We start from the raw sequence: 17,507 nt of genomic DNA on the forward strand, positions 1-17,507 counted from the left end.
CGCTTGCTAGCCGTAGCGACCAGTGATGTAGTCTTCGGTCTGCTTCTTCGCCGGATTGGTGAACAGGGTGTCGGTGTCGCCGAATTCCACCAGTTTGCCCATGTACATGAACGCCGTGTAGTCGGAAACCCGCGCGGCCTGTTGCATGTTGTGGGTCACGATGACAATGGTGAACTTCGATTTCAGTTCGTAGATCAGCTCTTCGACTTTCAGCGTGGAGATCGGGTCGAGTGCCGAGCACGGTTCGTCGAGCAGCAGCACTTCTGGCTCCACGGCGATGGTACGAGCGATCACCAGACGTTGTTGCTGACCACCGGACAGGCCGAGTGCCGATTCATGCAGACGGTCTTTGACTTCGTCCCACAGCGCAGCGCCTTTCAACGCCCACTCGACGGCTTCGTCGAGGATGCGCTTCTTGTTGATGCCTTGAATGCGCAGGCCGTAGACCACGTTTTCGTAGATGGTTTTCGGGAACGGATTCGGCTTCTGGAACACCATGCCAACACGACGACGCAGCTCGGCCACGTCTTCGCCCTTACGGTAGATGTTGTTGCCGTAGAGGTTGATCGCGCCTTCGACACGGCAGCCATCCACCAGGTCGTTCATGCGGTTGAACGTACGCAGCAGCGTGGACTTGCCGCAGCCGGACGGACCGATGAAGGCGGTCACGCGCTGTTTCGGGATGTTCAAGCTGACGTCGTACAGCGCTTGTTTGTCGCCGTAGAACAGGCTCAGGCCTGGCACTTCGATGGCGACGGTTTCCTGCTCGAGGCTCAAGCTCTGTTTATCGCGGCCCAGGGCAGACATGTTGATGCCGTGTGTGTGTGTTTCGTGCTGCATGGGAGGCTCCCTGTGCTAACAAATTCGGTTCGGTTGGCCGCTGGCCTCACAAAAATGGGCCAGCGGTGTTGCCACTCTGTAGGAGCGAGGCTTGCCCGCGAAGGCGTCCTTGAAATCGCCTTCGCCGGCAAGCCTGGCTCCTACAGGGAGCAGCGGTAATCAGCTATCCAGCGCTTTGTACTTCTCGCGCAGATGGTTACGGATATAAACGGCCGACAGGTTCAACGTGGCAATCACCAGCACCAGCAGCAGCGCCGTGGCGTACACCAGCGGACGCGCGGCCTCGACGTTCGGGCTCTGAAAGCCGACGTCATAGATGTGGAAGCCCAAGTGCATGATCTTCTGGTCAAGGTGAAGGTACGGGTAGTTACCGTCCAGTGGCAGCGACGGTGCCAGTTTCACCACACCCACCAGCATCAGCGGCGCCACTTCACCGGCGGCGCGAGCCACGGCGAGGATCATGCCGGTCATCATCGCCGGGCTGGCCATTGGCAGCACGATCTTCCACAAGGTTTCAGCCTTGGTCGCGCCGAGGGCCAACGAGCCTTCACGCACGGTGCGAGGAATCCGCGCCAGACCTTCTTCGGTGGCCACGATTACCACCGGCACCGCCAGCAACGCCAGGGTCAGGGACGCCCAGAGCAGACCCGGGGTACCGAAGGTCGGTGCCGGCAGCGCTTCGGGGAAGAACAACCGGTCGACCGAGCCGCCGAGTACGTAGACGAAGAAGCCCAGACCGAACACGCCGTAGACGATAGCCGGAACGCCCGCCAGGTTGTTCACCGCGATGCGGATCAGACGAGTCATGGTGTTCTGTTTCGCATACTCACGCAGGTAGACCGCCGCCAGCACGCCGAACGGCGTCACGACCATCGCCATGATCAGGGTCATCATCACAGTGCCGAAAATCGCCGGGAAGATCCCGCCTTCGGTGTTCGCTTCACGCGGGTCGTCGCTGAGGAATTCCCACATCTTGCTGAAGTAGAAACCGATCTTGGTGAAGGTGCCCATCGCGTTCGGCTGGTAGGCATGAACCACTTTGCCAATACCGATTTCGATCTCTTTGCCGTTTGCATCGCGGGCCGTCAGGCTGTCGCGATTGAACTGGGCGTGCAGGTCGTTCAGGCGGACTTCGATGTCTTGATAACGAGCGTTGAGCTCGGCGCGCTCGGATTCCATGTCCGCTTGTGCGGCGGCGTCGAGCTTGCCGGCCAGTTCCAGTTTGCGGCCGTGCAGACGGACGCGCTCAAGACCTGCGTTGATCGCGCCGATGTCGGCTTTTTCCAGGCTCTTGAGCTGCGCGGCAAGATTGTTGACGCGATCGACACGCGCCTGCAACTCAGGCCACGCGGCCTCGCCTTCAGCGATGACCTTGCCATCCTGCTTGACGTTGACCAGGTAGCCGTAGAAGTTGCCCCACTCGCGACGCTCAATGGCCATCAACTCAGGCGGGGTCTTCTGGTTAGTCAGCCACTCGCCGACGATCCAGGTGAAGTCGTTGCCGTTCAAGTCACGGTTGCCGACCTTGATCAGCTCGCGGGTCATGAACTCCGGGCCCTGATCGGGCACCGGCAGGCCAGCGCTTTTCAGGCGCTCGCGCGGCACTTCTTCTTTCTGCACGATCTCGCCGATGACCAGGTGATTGGCCTGGCCCGGCACGTCATAGCTGGCGTGAATCAAGTCCGCCGGCCAAAAGTGACCCAGACCGCGCACGGCAATCACCGCCAGCAAGCCAATGGTCATGATGACCGCGATGGACACCGCGCCGCCGCTGATCCAGACGCCGGGGGCGCCGCTCTTGAACCATCCGTTCAGGGAGTTCTGTTTCACAGACTTCTACCTTTCTTAAAGCGACGAGTATTTCTTGCGCAGACGCTGACGAATCAGCTCCGCGAGGGTGTTCATGACGAAGGTGAACAACAGCAGCACCAGCGCCGAGAGGAATAGCACGCGGTAGTGGCTGCCGCCGACTTCCGATTCGGGCATTTCCACCGCGACGTTGGCGGCCAGCGTGCGCAGACCTTCGAACAGGTTCATTTCCATGACCGGCGTGTTACCGGTGGCCATCAGCACGATCATGGTTTCACCGACCGCACGGCCCATGCCGATCATCAACGCCGAGAAGATGCCCGGGCTGGCGGTGAGGATCACCACCCGCGTCATGGTCTGCCACGGCGTGGCACCGAGGGCCAGAGAACCGAGGGTCAATCCGCGAGGCACGCTGAACACGGCGTCTTCGGCGATGGAGTAGATGTTCGGGATCACCGCAAAGCCCATGGCCAGACCGACCACCAGAGCGTTGCGCTGGTCGTAGGTGATGCCCAGGTCGTGGGAGATCCACATGCGCATGTCGCCACCGAAGAACCAGGTTTCCATGTACGGGCTCATGTACAGCGACAGCCAGCCCACGAACAGGATCACTGGAATCAGAATCGCGCTTTCCCAGCCGTCCGGCACTTTCAGGCGGATGGACTCAGGCAGGCGGCTGAAGACGAAACCGGCCACCAGAATGCCGATCGGCAAAAGCATCAGCAGGCTGAAGATGCCCGGCAAATGTCCTTCCACATACGGAGCGAGGAACAGGCCGGCGAAGAAACCGAGGATCACCGTCGGCATCGCTTCCATCAGCTCGATCACCGGTTTGACCTTGCGGCGCATGCCCGGGGCCATGAAGTACGCGGTGTAAATCGCAGCAGCGACGGCCAGTGGTGCAGCCAGCAGCATGGCGTAGAACGCGGCCTTCAGGGTGCCGAAGGTCAGTGGCGACAGGCTCAGCTTCGGTTCGAAGTCGGTGTTGGCGGCGGTCGATTGCCAGACGTATTTAGGCTCGTCGTAGTTCTCGTACCAGACCTTGCTCCACAACGCGCTCCAGGAAACCTCCGGGTGCGGGTTGTCGAGAAGCAGCGGTTGCAGCTTGCCGCCCTGCTCCACAATGATGCGGTTGGCCCGTGGCGACATACCGAAAAGGCCTTGGCCATCGACCACTTGATCCACCAGCAAGGTGCGGTGAGCGGTGCTGTGGAACACGCCGAGCTTGCCTGCAGCGTCAAGAGCGACAAAGCCTTTGCGACGTTCTTCGGCGGTGATTTCAAGGATTGGCGTAGTGCCCATCTGGAAGGTGCGGATCTGCTTCAGACGCTGCTCGCCATCCGGGTCGCGGGCCATGAACCACTGGGCCAGACCGCCCTTCGAATCACCAAGGATCAGCGAGATACCGCCGACCAATTGAGTACTGGCAGTAATCTCGGCATCGCCATTTTCGAGCAGCTTGTAACGACCGTTGAGGCTCTTGTCGCGCAGGCTGAATACGTCGGCCTGGGCGCGACCGTTAATCACGTACAGCCATTGCTGGCGCGGGTCGACGAAGATGTTCTTCACCGGCTCGGTCATCTGCGGCAGATCGATGCGCTTCTGCTCGTTGGTGATTTCGCCGGTCATCATGTTTTCTTCGCTGGTCAGCGATAGAACATTGAGTTGCGCACCGGTAGAGCCGACCAGCATCAGCGTGGTGTCGGTGGCGTTAAGGCTGACATGCTCCAGCGCACCGCCAGTCTCGTTCAGCGCTATCGGGGCTTCGCCGTACGGGTACTCGATGGCTGGCGTGATCGTCTTCTTGCCATCCGGGTAGCTGACTTTATAGGTGTGACGGAACACCAAGGCCTGGCCGTTGGAGAAACCCACCGCTACCAGCGGATGGCCGGGCTGGTCTTCGCCGATGGACGTGACGCTGGCACCCGCCGGAACCGGCAGATCGACGCGCTTGAGTTCGGCGCCACTGTCGATGTCGAAGAACAGCGCCTGCCCCTTGTCGGAAACGCGCATGGCGACCTGGTTCTGTTCTTCCAGGGAGATCATCAACGGCTTGCCGGCGTCTTGCATCCAGGCGGGCGTGATGGCGTCCTTGGTCGTCAGGTCGGCACCTTGGAACAGAGGGAAGACGACGTAGGCGAGGAAGAAGAAGATCAGCGTGATCGCGCCGAGAACGGCAAGGCCGCCCACGAGGACGTACCAGCGGGTCAGGCGATCTTTGAGCGCGCGGATGCGGCGCTTGCGTTGCAGCTCAGGCGTATTGAAATCAATTCGCTTGGGAGGATTAGTAGTCATGGTGGAATTGGCCAGATCATTCATGCGCACACCCTAGCGGTCCTGTATGACAGAAAGATGACAATGCAGTGACGCAACAAATCCGCCGCCAGTGGGAACTGGCAGTGGATCAAAAATTTGGGGTGTAGGAGCGGGCGTACCCGCTCCCACTGGAGCCCGGAAATCATCCCGGACTCAAGGTTTTACTTCTTTGCGACGTTGCCGCCTTCTTGCAGACCCAGGTCAGCCAGTGCTTTTGCAGCAACCTTGGCCGGCAGTGGGATGTAGCCGTCTTTCACTACAACTTCCTGACCCTGTTTGGACAGAATCAGCTTCACGAACTCGGCTTCCAGCGGGGCCAGAGGCTTGTTCGGGGCTTTGTTGACGTAAACGTAGAGGAAACGCGACAGCGGGTACTTGCCGTTCAGGGCGTTTTCTTCGGTGTCTTCGACGAACTCGGTGCTGCCTTTCTTGGCCAGAGCTACCGTTTTCACGCTAGCGGTTTTGTAGCCAATGCCCGAGTAACCAACGCCGTTCAGCGAGGAGCTGATCGACTGCACGACCGAAGCCGAACCTGGTTGTTCGTTGACGTTTGGCTTGTAGTCACCTTTGCACAAGGCTTCTTCTTTGAAGTAGCCATAGGTGCCCGATACCGAGTTACGACCGAACAGTTGAACCGGCTTGTTCGCCAGGTCGCCGGTCACACCCAGGTCACCCCAGGTTTTCACGTCGGTTTTAGCGCCGCACAGACGAGTGGACGAGAAGATCGCGTCGACTTGTTCCATGGTCATGTGCTGGATCGGGTTGTCCTTGTGCACGAACACTGCCAGGGCATCCACGGCAACCGGAATAGCGGTTGGCTTGTAGCCATATTTGGTTTCGAAGGCCTGCAGCTCGTTGTCCTTCATCTTGCGGCTCATCGGGCCCAGGTTAGCGGTGCCTTCAGTCAGCGCAGGTGGCGCGGTCGACGAACCGGCAGCCTGAATCTGGATGTTTACGTTCGGGTATTCTTTTTTGTAGTTCTCAGCCCACAGGGTCATGAGGTTGGCCAGGGTATCGGAGCCGACGCTGGACAGGTTGCCCGACACACCAGTGGTCTTGGTGTAGCTCGGGATAGCAGGGTCAACAGCGGCAACCGCGTTGGCAGTCGCAACGCCAGCAGCGACAAAAGTCATTGCCGCCATCAAACGCTTCAGTTTCATGCCTTACTCCTAGCAGATAGGTGTGTTAAGTCGGGGCCAAGTATCAGCAGGCCGTGTGAACACTCTATGGCTGAAATATGACAATTAGATGAAAGGCCAGCATCTAGCGGCCCTTCTGCCAGAGATACCCACCCACCAGAATCCCGACACCACAAATGATCGCCACGTAATAGGCCGGCCCCATCGGGCTTTCCTTGAGCAGCAAAGTGACGACCATCGGGGTCAGGCCGCCGAAGATGGCGTAAGCCAGGTTGTAGGAGAACGACAGACCGCTGAAGCGCACCACCGCCGGGAAGGCTTTGACCATCACGTAAGGCACCGCACCGATGGTGCCGACCAGGAAGCCGGTCAAGGCGTACATCGGGAACAGCCAGTCCGGGTGGTTGAACAGGCTGTGGTAGAAGGTCCACGAACTGATCAGCAACGCGGCACTGCCGAACACGAAGACACGACCCGCGCCGAAGCGGTCAGCCAGTGCACCGGAGGCGACGCAGCCCACGCTCAGAAACACGATCGCCAGGCTGTTTGCCTGCAACGCGGTGGTTGGCGAGAAGTGGTAGACGGTCTGCAGCACGGTCGGGGTCATCAGGATGACCACGATGATGCCGGCGGACAGCAGCCAGGTCAGCAGCATGGAAATCAGGATCGCCCCGCGATGGTCACGCAACACGGCGCGCAGCGGCACTTCTTCAGCCAGGGCCTTGCGCAGTTGCAGCTCGGCGAACACCGGCGTCTCGTGCAACCAGCGGCGCAGGTAAACCGAGAACAGGCCGAACACGCCGCCCAGCAGGAACGGAATCCGCCAGGCGTAATCCGCGACTTCTACCGGGGTGTAAATGCTGTTGATCGCGGTGGCGACCAGCGACCCCAGCAGGATGCCAGCCGTCAGACCGCTGGTCAGGGTGCCGCAGGCGTAGCCGATATGACGCTGCGGTACGTGTTCGGAAACGAATACCCACGCGCCCGGCACTTCACCGCCAATCGCCGCGCCCTGAATCACCCGCATCAGCAGCAACAGGATCGGCGCCCACATGCCGATCTGCGCATAAGTCGGTAACAAACCCATGATCAGGGTCGGCACCGCCATCATGAAAATACTCAGGGTGAACATCTTCTTGCGCCCCAGCAGGTCGCCGAAGTGCGCCATGACGATGCCGCCCAGTGGTCGCGCCAGGTAGCCGGCGGCAAAGATCCCGAAAGTCTGCATCAAGCGCAGCCACTCGGGCATGTCGGCCGGGAAGAACAGCTTGCCCACCACCGTGGCGAAGAACACGAAAATGATGAAGTCGTAAAACTCCAGCGCGCCGCCCAGGGCAGACAGCGATAAAGTCTTGTAGTCGTTGCGGGTCAGCGGACGTGCGGACTGAGTGGGCTGCGCGATGCTTGAGGGCGCGGTGGTCATGGCAAGGCTTCTCTTATAGTCGGATCTGCAACCCCAACAACGCTGGCGGAGGCTTGGGCAGGTCCGGCACGATAGCAAATTGTTCGAAAAAGCACATAGAGGTGCGTAATTGACGGTCTAAATGAGAACCGGACGGTCGTCTCGGAGTCTACCGATCGATATACTCGCAATCCTGCACCTGCTTGTAAGGGGTTGCTGTGCGAAAACGTCGTTGGCACCTGTCAGCCGATTTCGCAGAGTTTCCCTTTAGGCGCCTTACGAAAAACGTGACGAACGTAGTATGTTCGGGGCTGAATCGTTTTTCCAAGACGGCTATTCACCCGCTACATATATGAAGAGTCACGGGTCAGAGGCACCCCCGGCATGATAGAGCTCGAACAAGAAGATCCAATCCCGCAAGGCGACCTTGCCCTGCAAATTACCGCGCTCCCTCGCGAAACCAACGGCTTTGGCGATATTTTCGGCGGCTGGCTGGTAGCGCAAATGGATTTGGCCGGCACCGCAATGGCCAGCAAAGTCGCGGGTGGGCGCGTGGCCACGGTTGCAATCGACCGTATGGCGTTTCTGGTTCCGGTAGCGGTGGGCGCTCAGCTCTCCTTCTATACCCAGGCGCTGGAAATCGGCCGCAGCTCGATTCAGATGATGGTCGAAGTCTGGAGTGACGATCCGCTGTCCAGCGAGTGGCGTAAAGTGACTGAAGCCGTGTTTGTGTTCGTCGCCATCGATGGCAGCGGCCGCACCCGTTCGGTTCCGCCACGCGCGCGTTAGTTAAACGCGGTGGCCGTTTTGCGGTCCATAGCAGTCATTGTTCCTGATCGAGAGTTGCCCCATGAGCACGCCCAACGTTGAAGCCGTGAAACTGGATGAACTGAACTGCTGGCGCATCCGCCACGGTCAGGCCGAATTGCTGGTCGCCCAGCAAGGCGCGCACATCCTCAGTTATCAATTGGCCGGTCAACCACCGCTGATCTGGCTCAACGACGAGGCGGTGTTCAAGACCGGCAAGAGCATCCGCGCCGGGGTTCCGGTGTGCTGGCCCTGGTTCGGTAACCTGCCGCGCAACCCGCAAAGTGTTCAAGCGATGCGCGTCAGCAACGAACCGCCGACCGCCCACGGGCTGGTGCGGGCGATGGACTGGGAACTGGGCGGCATTGAAACCGAGGGCGAAAGCCTGAAGGTGGAGTTTGTTCTGCCTTACCCTGAAGGCGGCTTGCCAGGCTGGCCGCATCAAGTGGACTTGAAGCTGAGCATTCGTCTGGATGAGCAACTCCACATCAGCCTGACCAGCCATAACCAGGGCGCTGACAAAGTCACCATCAGCCAGGCACTGCACAGCTATTTCGCGGTCAGCGATGTACGCGAAGTGCATGTCGAAGGGCTGGATGGCTTGAGTTACATCGAAACCCTGGACGACTGGAAAACCGTCACTCAGACCGGCGATCTGCGTTTTGTCGGCGAGACCGATCGTATCTATCTCAATACCCCGGCGAAGCTGAGCATTGTCGATCCGGCCTGGGAACGGCGCATTGAGCTGACCAGCAGCGGCTCACGCTCGGCGGTGATCTGGAATCCGTGGATTGATCGTGCTGCGGCGTTCAGTGACATGGCGGACGATGGCTGGCAGCGGATGCTGTGCATTGAAACGGCGAACGTGATGGATGATGTGGTGACGCTGGCGCCGGATGCGAGCCATACCTTGGGCGTCAGCATCGGCAGCGCACCGCTCTAATCAACACCACAAACCCAATGTGGGAGCGAGCTTGCTCGCGATGAGGCCATAACATTCAACATCAATGTTGACTGTTACACCGCCATCGCGAGCAAGCTCGCTCCCACAGTTGATCTTTGCCAGCCTGACTGGCGCGTTACAAATCCGACTCCTGCACTACTCGCACTTTCGCCGCATCCAACGCATACGCCGCATCGGCCAGGTCGTTGTTGACCTTCTCGATTTTCAGCGTGCCGGTCACCCACAGCGGCGTGTAGATATCATCCAGCTTCAAGCCTTTCGGATAACGCACCAACACCAGTTGATTGGGCGGTGGCGGCGGCACGTGGATGCAGGCGCCCGGGTACGGCACGAGGAAGAACAGCGTGCTGCGGCCCTTGGCGTCGGACTCCAGCGGCACCGGATAACCGCCGATGCGGATGTTCTTGTCGTTCATCGACGGCACGGTTTTGCTCGAATACATCACCGCCGGCAAGCCCTTGCTCTGCTTCATGCCACCCTTTTGGGTAAACGTGCCATTGGCTTCGGGGGAGTTGTGGTCGATTTCGGGCATGGCTTCGAGGGCTTTCTGGTCCGACTTGGGCATCAATTCGAGCCAGTCGGTTTCCGGCAGTTCGCCGGCGTGGGCAAGGCCCGTACCCAGGAATAGAAGAGTCAATAGAAGACGGCGCATGAAAGTGCTCGGCAAAGGAAAGGACGGTGTAACGCCGAGCATTCTAGCCCTCTCCGGCGATGGCGCAGAGAGGGCTTTGTCACTTCAATCAGGTCCTTTTTTTGATCAGGCCGTAGATCACCAGCAATACCACCGCGCCCACCAGCGCACCGATGAAACCTGCGCCTTCGCCAGCGCGGTAAATGCCCAGGGCCTGGCCGCCGTAAGTGGCCGCCAGCGAACCGCCGATACCGAGCAGGATGGTCATGATCCAGCCCATGCTGTCATCGCCAGGTTTCAAAAACCGAGCCAGCAGGCCGACGATCAAGCCGATAAAGATGGTTCCGATAATTCCCATGGCATTTCCCTCTGAATGATTTGGTGAGACAGGACACCTAGCCGAAGCCTAGACAGACTTTGGCATCCTGCCATCAGAGAACGGCGACTCCTGAAGGTTCCGCCGCCGCCACATGAAACTATTCGGCGATGAGCGCTTCGACCTTGAGGATTTGCGCAGCCAACGTATCACGGTCTGCACAGCGCAGATTGGCGTGACCGACCTTGCGGCCGACCTTGAAGGCCTTGCCATAGTGATGCAGGTGGCAATCAGCAATCGCGATCACTTTCTCTACCGGTGGTACAACACCGATGAAGTTGAGCATCGCGCTCTCGCCGACCTTGGCCGTCGAACCCAGCGGCAGACCGGCAACGGCCCGCAGGTGGTTTTCGAACTGGCTGCACTCGGCACCTTCAGTGGTCCAGTGACCCGAGTTGTGCACCCGCGGGGCAATCTCGTTGGCCTTGAGGCCGCCGTCGACTTCGAAGAACTCGAACGCCATCACACCGACATAATTCAGCTGCTTGAGCACCCGGCTGGAATAGTCTTCCGCCAAGGCTTGCAGCGGGTGGTCGGTGCTGGCCACGGACAGTTTGAGGATGCCGCTGTCGTGGGTGTTGTGAACCAGCGGATAGAACCTGGTTTCGCCATCGCGAGCGCGCACGGCGATCAACGACACTTCGCCGGTGAACGGCACGAAGCCCTCCAGCAGGCAGGCCACGCTGCCCAGTTCGGCGAACGTGCCGACCACGTCTTCAGGCTTGCGCAGGACCTTCTGGCCCTTGCCGTCATAACCCAGGGTGCGGGTTTTCAGCACGGCCGGCAGACCGATGGAAGCCACGGCGGCGTCCAGATCGGCTTGCGATTGAATGTCGGCGAACGCCGGGGTGGGAATCCCCAGGTCCTTGAACATGCTCTTCTCGAACCAGCGATCACGGGCGATGCGCAGGGCTTCGGCGCTCGGGTAGACCGGGACGAATTGCGACAGGAAGGCCACGGTTTCGGCCGGGACGCTTTCGAACTCGAAGGTCACCAGATCGACTTCATCGGCCAGTTGACGCAGGTGATCCTGATCGCCGTAATCGGCCCGCAGGTGCTCGCCCAACGCGGCTGCGCAAGCATCCGGCGCCGGGTCCAGAAAAGCGAAGTTCATGCCCAGCGGAGTGCCCGCCAGCGCCAACATGCGACCCAACTGGCCGCCACCGATTACACCGATCTTCATCGTCAACAACCTCAGGCGATGCGTGGGTCTGGATTTTCCAGAACGCTGTCTGTCTGCTCAGCGCGGAATTTTTTCAGCACCGCGTGGAACTGCGGGTGCTTGGCACCGAGGATGCTCGCCGACAGCAGCGCGGCGTTGATCGCGCCGGCCTTGCCGATGGCCAGGGTGGCGACCGGAATGCCCGCGGGCATCTGCACAATAGAAAGCAGCGAGTCGACGCCGGACAGCATCGACGACTGCACCGGCACGCCCAGTACCGGCAGGTGGGTCTTGGCCGCACACATGCCTGGCAAGTGGGCTGCGCCGCCGGCACCGGCGATGATCACCTCGATGCCACGCGCCTCAGCCTCTTCGGCGTACTGGAAGAGCAGGTCCGGGGTGCGGTGGGCAGAGACCACTTTCACCTCGTAAGGGATGCCGAGCTTTTCCAGCATATCGGCGGTGTGGCTAAGGGTGGACCAATCGGACTTGGAGCCCATGATCACGCCAACCAGTGCACTCATCGTCGTGCCTCTTCTCTCTGGGCGCCCACAGGCGCGTCAAAAAACAACAAACCACGCAAAATGCGTGGCTTGATTGTACGAATTATGGCCGGACGAACCGGCCAAAGGCCGCGCAGTATACCTCAATGAGGCAGATAAACAGCCCCCGGTGTGACCATCTGTCATTTACTGCAATCCGTCAGATTCATTGACTCATCGGTCAAAAAAATAGCCAAACAGAGGGGCTATTCAGTTAAACCGAACGCACGATTTCCCAATTTATTCTGTGTGGGGTTTACAGAGTAATGCAATAGAACGAAATATATGTTCACTCGCCAAATCACAACTTCATCGTTAGTTTTTATTATCGCCACCAGCCATTACCAACGAGCAACTTACAACAACAACTTTTCGAACTTAAGTGGGTATCGAGAAGCAATCTAAAAAGGATTCAAGAATGACTTCGACTATCGAAAAAAAGCACGAAAACTCCATTACCATCATCGCCGTTATCCATGATGACGTGCCGAAATCTACGGCAACGACGATTTACGCCGATCACTTCCGACCTCTCGTAAGCGAGCTGGAAAGCTTCACCGAGCGAAAAGTCAATGTCGTCTTCGCTGGCGGAGAACCCTATAACAAGTTTGATTACAAGGGCGATGATTCTCTTAATACCTTACGAAGCTGGGAGGCTCTGGGGTACAAACTACTCGATGAAATGAAGAAGGAAGGTTTGAATACGGATGATATGACCAAAGTCATCTTGGTCACAAATGATACGTTGAATGACAAGACAGCAGGTGCCGCACTTCTTTGGCCACCGGCCAATACCGGAAAATTTGCGATTGCATCACTGGGCAGCCATTTGTATGTCGGACATGAAGTCGGTCATTTATTGGGGGCTAAACATGAGGACTTTGAAGTTCAGTACAACGGCTGGTGGGCCGAAACTTACATGGCGCCAAAACGAGAGATAATCCGATCCATCTCTTACACTTTCAGCCCTGCCAACCGACGAAATATCAAGAACTATCTGGCCGACAAAAATTGACGTTGAACCCTGTTAACAACAGAGGTGCGCAATGTACGCCTCTGCCCGCTACGGCTTAAAGGTTGGCACTCGCCGCCCCGCCCTCGAGCTTGCGCCACAGCAATCGTACGTTGGCCTTGCGTACCAACGCGCAACGGTACAAACGAATCTCCAGCGGCACATGCCATTGCGGGCCGCCGCAGACCACCAGTTCCCCGCGCGCCAGTTCGGCGCGCACACTTAGCTGCGGCACCCAGGCAATGCCCAACCCTTCCAGCGCCATACTTTTAAGGCTGTCGGCCATGGCTGTTTCATAAATGGTAGTGAAGCGCAGCGCCCGTTGGCGCAGCAGCATGTTCACCGAACGCCCGAGAAACGCCCCGGCGCTATAAGCGAGCAGCGGCACGCTGGCCTCGCCTTCCAGATCGAACAGTGGCTTGCCGTCAGCATCGGCCGCGCAGACCGGGAGCATCTCGGTATGGCCCAAATGCAGCGAAGGAAAGATTTCCGGGTCCATCTGCATCGCGGCATCCGGGTCGTAGAACGCCAACATCAGATCGCAACCGCCTTCACGCAGCGCATGCACCGCGTCGCCGACGTTGGTCGCCACCAATCGCGTGGCAATGTTCAACCCTTCGTTGCGCAATTGCGCGATCCACCGTGGAAAGAAACCCAACGCCAACGAGTGAGCGGCGGCGACCTGCATCACCTCACCCTGCCCACCTTCCAGGTGATGAAGGTGACGCAATACTTCACCGAGCTGCTCAACCACGGTCCGCGCGGTGACCAGAAACAGTTGCCCCGCCGCCGTCAGCTCGATCGGTGTGCGCGAGCGATTGACCAGTTGCAGCCCCAGCGCAGCTTCGAGGCTGCGGATCCGCCGACTGAATGCCGGCTGCGTTACGAAGCGCCTTTCGGCAGCCTGGGAGAAGCTGCGGGTGGCAGCCAGAGCACTAAAGTCCTCAAGCCATTTACTTTCAAGGTTCATCACGGCCTCCCGGACACGCACCAATTTAGGTCACACGCTCGCCGCAGACACGGCGTCACACGGGCATTATGCCGAATGTGCATAGGCTAGTGTTTAACAGCATTGGCCCAAAATTCTCCACAAGCCTAGCATTTGCGGTGTTCCGGCACAGACCGGGTCCCTATCGAGATGATTTCTATCATGTCTTCCGCTGCATCGTTCCGCACAGAAAAAGACCTGCTTGGCGTACTCGAAGTACCTGCTCAAGCGTATTACGGCATTCAGACCCTGCGAGCGGTGAACAACTTCCGTCTCTCCGGCGTTCCGATTTCGCATTACCCGAAGCTGGTTGTCGGCCTGGCAATGGTCAAGCAGGCCGCCGCTGACGCCAACCGCGAACTGGGTCACCTGAGCGAAGCCAAGCACGCTGCCATCAGCGAAGCCTGTGCACGTTTGATCCGCGGCGATTTCCACGAAGAGTTCGTGGTGGACATGATTCAAGGCGGCGCTGGCACTTCAACCAACATGAATGCCAACGAAGTCATTGCCAACATCGCGCTGGAGGCCATGGGTCACCAGAAGGGCGAATACCAATACCTGCACCCGAACAACGATGTGAACATGGCGCAGTCGACCAACGACGCCTACCCGACCGCGATCCGTCTGGGTCTGCTGCTGGGTCACGATGCGTTGCTGGCCAGCCTCGACAGCCTGATCCAGGCGTTCGCCGCCAAGGGCCAGGAATTCAGCCACGTATTGAAGATGGGTCGTACCCAGCTGCAAGACGCCGTGCCGATGACCCTGGGTCAAGAATTCCGCGCTTTCGCCACCACGCTGAGCGAAGACCTGGCGCGTTTGAAAACGTTGGCACCTGAACTGCTGACCGAAGTGAACCTGGGCGGCACCGCGATCGGTACCGGCATCAACGCCGACCCGCGCTACCAACTCCTGGCCGTTCAGCGTCTGGCGCTGATCAGCGGTCAACCGCTGGTTCCGGCCGCCGACCTGATCGAAGCCACCTCCGACATGGGCGCCTTCGTGCTGTTCTCCGGCATGCTCAAGCGCACCGCGGTCAAGCTGTCGAAGATCTGCAACGACCTGCGCCTGCTGTCCAGCGGCCCACGCACCGGCATCAACGAAATCAACCTGCCAGCGCGTCAGCCAGGCAGCTCGATCATGCCTGGCAAGGTCAACCCGGTCATCCCGGAAGCGGTTAACCAGGTGGCGTTCCAGATCATCGGCAACGACTTGGCCCTGACCATCGCGGCCGAAGGCGGCCAGTTGCAACTGAACGTGATGGAGCCGCTGATCGCGTTCAAGATCTTCGACTCGATCCGCCTGCTGCAACGCGCCATGGACATGCTGCGCGAGCACTGCATCGTCGGCATCACCGCCAACGAAGAGCGTTGCCGCGAACTGGTCGAACACTCGATCGGCCTGGTCACTGCGCTGAACCCGTACATCGGTTATGAAAACGCCACCCGCATCGCCCGTATCGCGCTGGAAAGCGGCCGCGGCGTGCTGGAACTGGTGCGCGAAGAAGGCTTGCTCGACGACGAAATGCTCGCCGACATCCTGCGCCCGGAAAACATGATTGCTCCGCGTCTGGTGCCTCTGAAGGCTTAACCGAACGCAACGCCGGCGCTTGCTCTTTTAACGAAGAGCACGAAACGCCACGCTCACCAGGTCGAGGGACTAGACACCTCTCACCTTTTGAGGGCTTGGGGATTTATTCCCCAAGCCCTTTTTTTTAACTCATTGGCAGGAAAAAGACTTCTGTGGAAATGGGGCTCTCGCCCTCCCACACGAGCCTGACTTCAAAAAAGTCAGGTGTTTCAAAGGCTTCGTTTCGTCGCTTGCACCACAACCGTGCAGACGGATGGCACGCTCATAGGTATAGTGCCGCCCCTCTTCGCGTGAGCGGTCGTCGGTAACGAGGCCAAAACCCATGCGAAACCCGAACTAATAACAACCCGCGATATGGAACCGGGACGAACCGTCGCCCCACCTGTTGTGCCACGCGCAAGCCGGTGTAACGCGATATTTCTGACCCTCCAGCATTTGCCTAAACAAAAAACAGCGAGGAATAATCCATGCTCGAAGTCATTAACGACTTCCTCTCAGGGAAAGTACTGATCGTGCTCATTGTCGGGCTCGGTAGCTACTTCACGATCCGCTCGCGTTTCGTTCAATTGCGCCACTTCTTCCACATGTTCGCGGTGTTCCGCGACAGCTTGAAAAGCAGCGCCGGTCAACTCAGTTCGTTCCAGGCCTTGATGCTCAGCCTCGCCGGCCGTGTCGGTGCGGGTAACATCGCCGGTGTCGGTATCGCCGTGACCCTGGGTGGTCCGGGCGCGGTGTTCTGGATGTGGGTGACTGCGTTGGTCGGCATGTCCAGCAGCTTCTTCGAATGCTCCCTCGGCCAGCTCTACAAGCGCTGCGATTCCGACGGCACGTACCGTGGCGGTCCGTCCTATTACATCCAGCACGGCCTGCAGAAACGCTGGCTGGGCATGATCATGGCGTTTCTACTGCTGATCACCTTCGGCTTCGCCTTCAACGGTCTGCAATCCCACGCCGTGACCCACTCGCTGAAAAACGCTTTCGACCTCGACCCCACTTACACCGGCCTGGCCCTGGCGGTGTTGTTGGGTCTGGTGTTCATCGGTGGGATCAAGCGCATCGCCAAGGTCGCTGACCTGTTGGTGCCGGTAAAAACCCTGGTGTACATCGGCGTGACCATCTACGTGATCGTCCTGCAATTCGACCACGTTCCAGCGATGCTGATGACCATCGTCAAAAGCGCCTTCGGTCTCGACCAGGCCTTCGGTGGCCTGATCGGCAGTGCCATCGTCATGGGCGTGAAGCGCGGCGTGTTCGCCAACGAAGCAGGCCTGGGCAGTGCGCCGAACGTGGCCGCTGTGGCCTCGGTCGAGCACCCGGTTTCGCAAGGTGTGGTTCAGGCGTTCAGCGTGTTCCTCGACACCTTTGTGATCTGCACCTGCACCGCGTTGCTGATCCTGCTCTCGGGCTTCTACACACCAGGTTTCGAAGGCGACGGCATTGCCCTGACCCAGAACTCGCTCGCCGCCGTCGTCGGTGACTGGGGCCGGAGTTTCATCTCCGTGGCCCTGTCGTTGTTCGTGTTCACCTCGATTCTCTACAACTACTACCTGGGCGAGAACAACCTGCGGTTCCTGATCGGTGAAAACCGCAAGGCGCTGATCGGCTACCGCGCATTGGTACTGGTGTTGATCTACTGGGGTGCGATCGAGAACCTGGGTACGGTGTTCGCGTTCGCCGACATCACCATGACCCTGCTGGCGTTCGTGAACCTGATCGCGCTGTTCCTGCTGTTCAAAGTCGGCATGCGCATCCTGCGTGACTACGATGACCAGCGCGCAGCCGGCATCAAGACGCCCGTGTTCGATTCGAGCAAATTCCCGGATCTGGACCTGGACTTGAAAGCCTGGCCCGCCAATCCGCCTGCTGCCGCCATCAAGGCTGAAGCTCAGCCGCAAGGCGTACCCGCAGCGCAACGCTGATCGGTAAAAAACC

General features: G+C 59.1%; 15 protein-coding genes. 5 read left to right on the forward strand and 10 right to left on the reverse strand.

The genetic code is table 11. The annotated features are described in order from the left end of the window. Positions 1-6: 6 nt before the first annotated feature. From pstB to ACYZT7_RS00485, 5 genes are all read right to left on the reverse strand, one after another. A complete protein-coding gene (pstB, locus tag ACYZT7_RS00465) occupies positions 7-840 on the reverse strand; it encodes a phosphate ABC transporter ATP-binding protein PstB (protein ID WP_462039525.1) in 834 nt (277 codons plus the stop codon). A 159-nt stretch (positions 841-999) separates the two neighbouring features. Then, positions 1,000-2,670: a phosphate ABC transporter permease PstA gene (pstA, locus tag ACYZT7_RS00470; protein ID WP_462039526.1), complete on the reverse strand. Its 1,671-nt coding sequence runs from the start codon at positions 2,668-2,670 to the stop codon at positions 1,000-1,002. A 15-nt stretch (positions 2,671-2,685) separates the two neighbouring features. Further along, complete coding sequence (locus ACYZT7_RS00475; RefSeq protein ID WP_462041893.1) at positions 2,686-4,719, reverse strand: ABC transporter permease subunit; 2,034 nt, start codon at positions 4,717-4,719, stop codon at positions 2,686-2,688. 407 nt (positions 4,720-5,126) lie between these two features. Beyond that, the gene (locus ACYZT7_RS00480; protein ID WP_403099892.1) at positions 5,127-6,125 is read right to left on the reverse strand and encodes a phosphate ABC transporter substrate-binding protein PstS; all 999 of its coding nucleotides are present in this window, start codon (positions 6,123-6,125) and stop codon (positions 5,127-5,129) included. Between the two features lie 103 nt (positions 6,126-6,228). Then, positions 6,229-7,527, reverse strand: coding sequence for an MFS transporter (locus tag ACYZT7_RS00485; protein WP_462039527.1), 1,299 nt, complete (start codon positions 7,525-7,527; stop codon positions 6,229-6,231). Between the two features lie 363 nt (positions 7,528-7,890). Here ACYZT7_RS00485 and ACYZT7_RS00490 point away from each other — a divergent pair, with 363 nt between their 5' ends. Then, on the forward strand, positions 7,891-8,295 hold the full coding sequence (locus tag ACYZT7_RS00490; RefSeq protein ID WP_007896491.1) for an acyl-CoA thioesterase: 405 nt from the start codon (positions 7,891-7,893) through the stop codon (positions 8,293-8,295). Positions 8,296-8,356: 61 nt separating this feature from the next. Continuing rightward, entirely contained in the window at positions 8,357-9,256 is a 900-nt protein-coding gene (locus ACYZT7_RS00495; RefSeq protein ID WP_462039528.1) for a D-hexose-6-phosphate mutarotase, read from the forward strand. Positions 9,257-9,392: 136 nt separating this feature from the next. Here ACYZT7_RS00495 and ACYZT7_RS00500 read toward each other — a convergent pair whose 3' ends face one another. The 4 genes from ACYZT7_RS00500 to purE all read right to left on the reverse strand — a co-directional run bounded on the left by ACYZT7_RS00500 (position 9,393) and on the right by purE (position 11,970). After that, positions 9,393-9,929, reverse strand: coding sequence for a DUF3299 domain-containing protein (locus ACYZT7_RS00500; protein ID WP_462039529.1), 537 nt, complete (start codon positions 9,927-9,929; stop codon positions 9,393-9,395). An 88-nt stretch (positions 9,930-10,017) separates the two neighbouring features. Then, a complete protein-coding gene (locus tag ACYZT7_RS00505) occupies positions 10,018-10,266 on the reverse strand; it encodes a GlsB/YeaQ/YmgE family stress response membrane protein (RefSeq protein ID WP_007896499.1) in 249 nt (82 codons plus the stop codon). A gap of 118 nt (positions 10,267-10,384) precedes the next feature. Further along, entirely contained in the window at positions 10,385-11,467 is a 1,083-nt protein-coding gene (locus tag ACYZT7_RS00510; RefSeq protein WP_462039530.1) for a 5-(carboxyamino)imidazole ribonucleotide synthase, read from the reverse strand. Between the two features lie 11 nt (positions 11,468-11,478). Continuing rightward, positions 11,479-11,970, reverse strand: coding sequence for a 5-(carboxyamino)imidazole ribonucleotide mutase (gene purE, locus ACYZT7_RS00515; RefSeq protein ID WP_008150032.1), 492 nt, complete (start codon positions 11,968-11,970; stop codon positions 11,479-11,481). 436 nt (positions 11,971-12,406) lie between these two features. Here purE and ACYZT7_RS00520 point away from each other — a divergent pair, with 436 nt between their 5' ends. Beyond that, on the forward strand, positions 12,407-13,003 hold the full coding sequence (locus ACYZT7_RS00520; protein WP_462039531.1) for a hypothetical protein: 597 nt from the start codon (positions 12,407-12,409) through the stop codon (positions 13,001-13,003). 55 nt (positions 13,004-13,058) lie between these two features. On the opposite strand, the gene ACYZT7_RS00525 is transcribed toward ACYZT7_RS00520, so the two are convergent. Then, positions 13,059-13,970: a LysR substrate-binding domain-containing protein gene (locus ACYZT7_RS00525; RefSeq protein ID WP_449644524.1), complete on the reverse strand. Its 912-nt coding sequence runs from the start codon at positions 13,968-13,970 to the stop codon at positions 13,059-13,061. 180 nt (positions 13,971-14,150) lie between these two features. Between ACYZT7_RS00525 and aspA the strand changes: the two genes are divergently transcribed. Both aspA and ACYZT7_RS00535 read left to right on the forward strand, forming a co-directional pair. Then, complete coding sequence (gene aspA / locus ACYZT7_RS00530; protein WP_283182249.1) at positions 14,151-15,575, forward strand: aspartate ammonia-lyase; 1,425 nt, start codon at positions 14,151-14,153, stop codon at positions 15,573-15,575. 467 nt (positions 15,576-16,042) lie between these two features. Continuing rightward, entirely contained in the window at positions 16,043-17,494 is a 1,452-nt protein-coding gene (locus ACYZT7_RS00535; RefSeq protein WP_462039532.1) for an alanine/glycine:cation symporter family protein, read from the forward strand. Positions 17,495-17,507 lie beyond the last annotated feature (13 nt).

The sequence above is a fragment of the Pseudomonas sp. RT4P38 genome, from assembly GCF_054897765.1.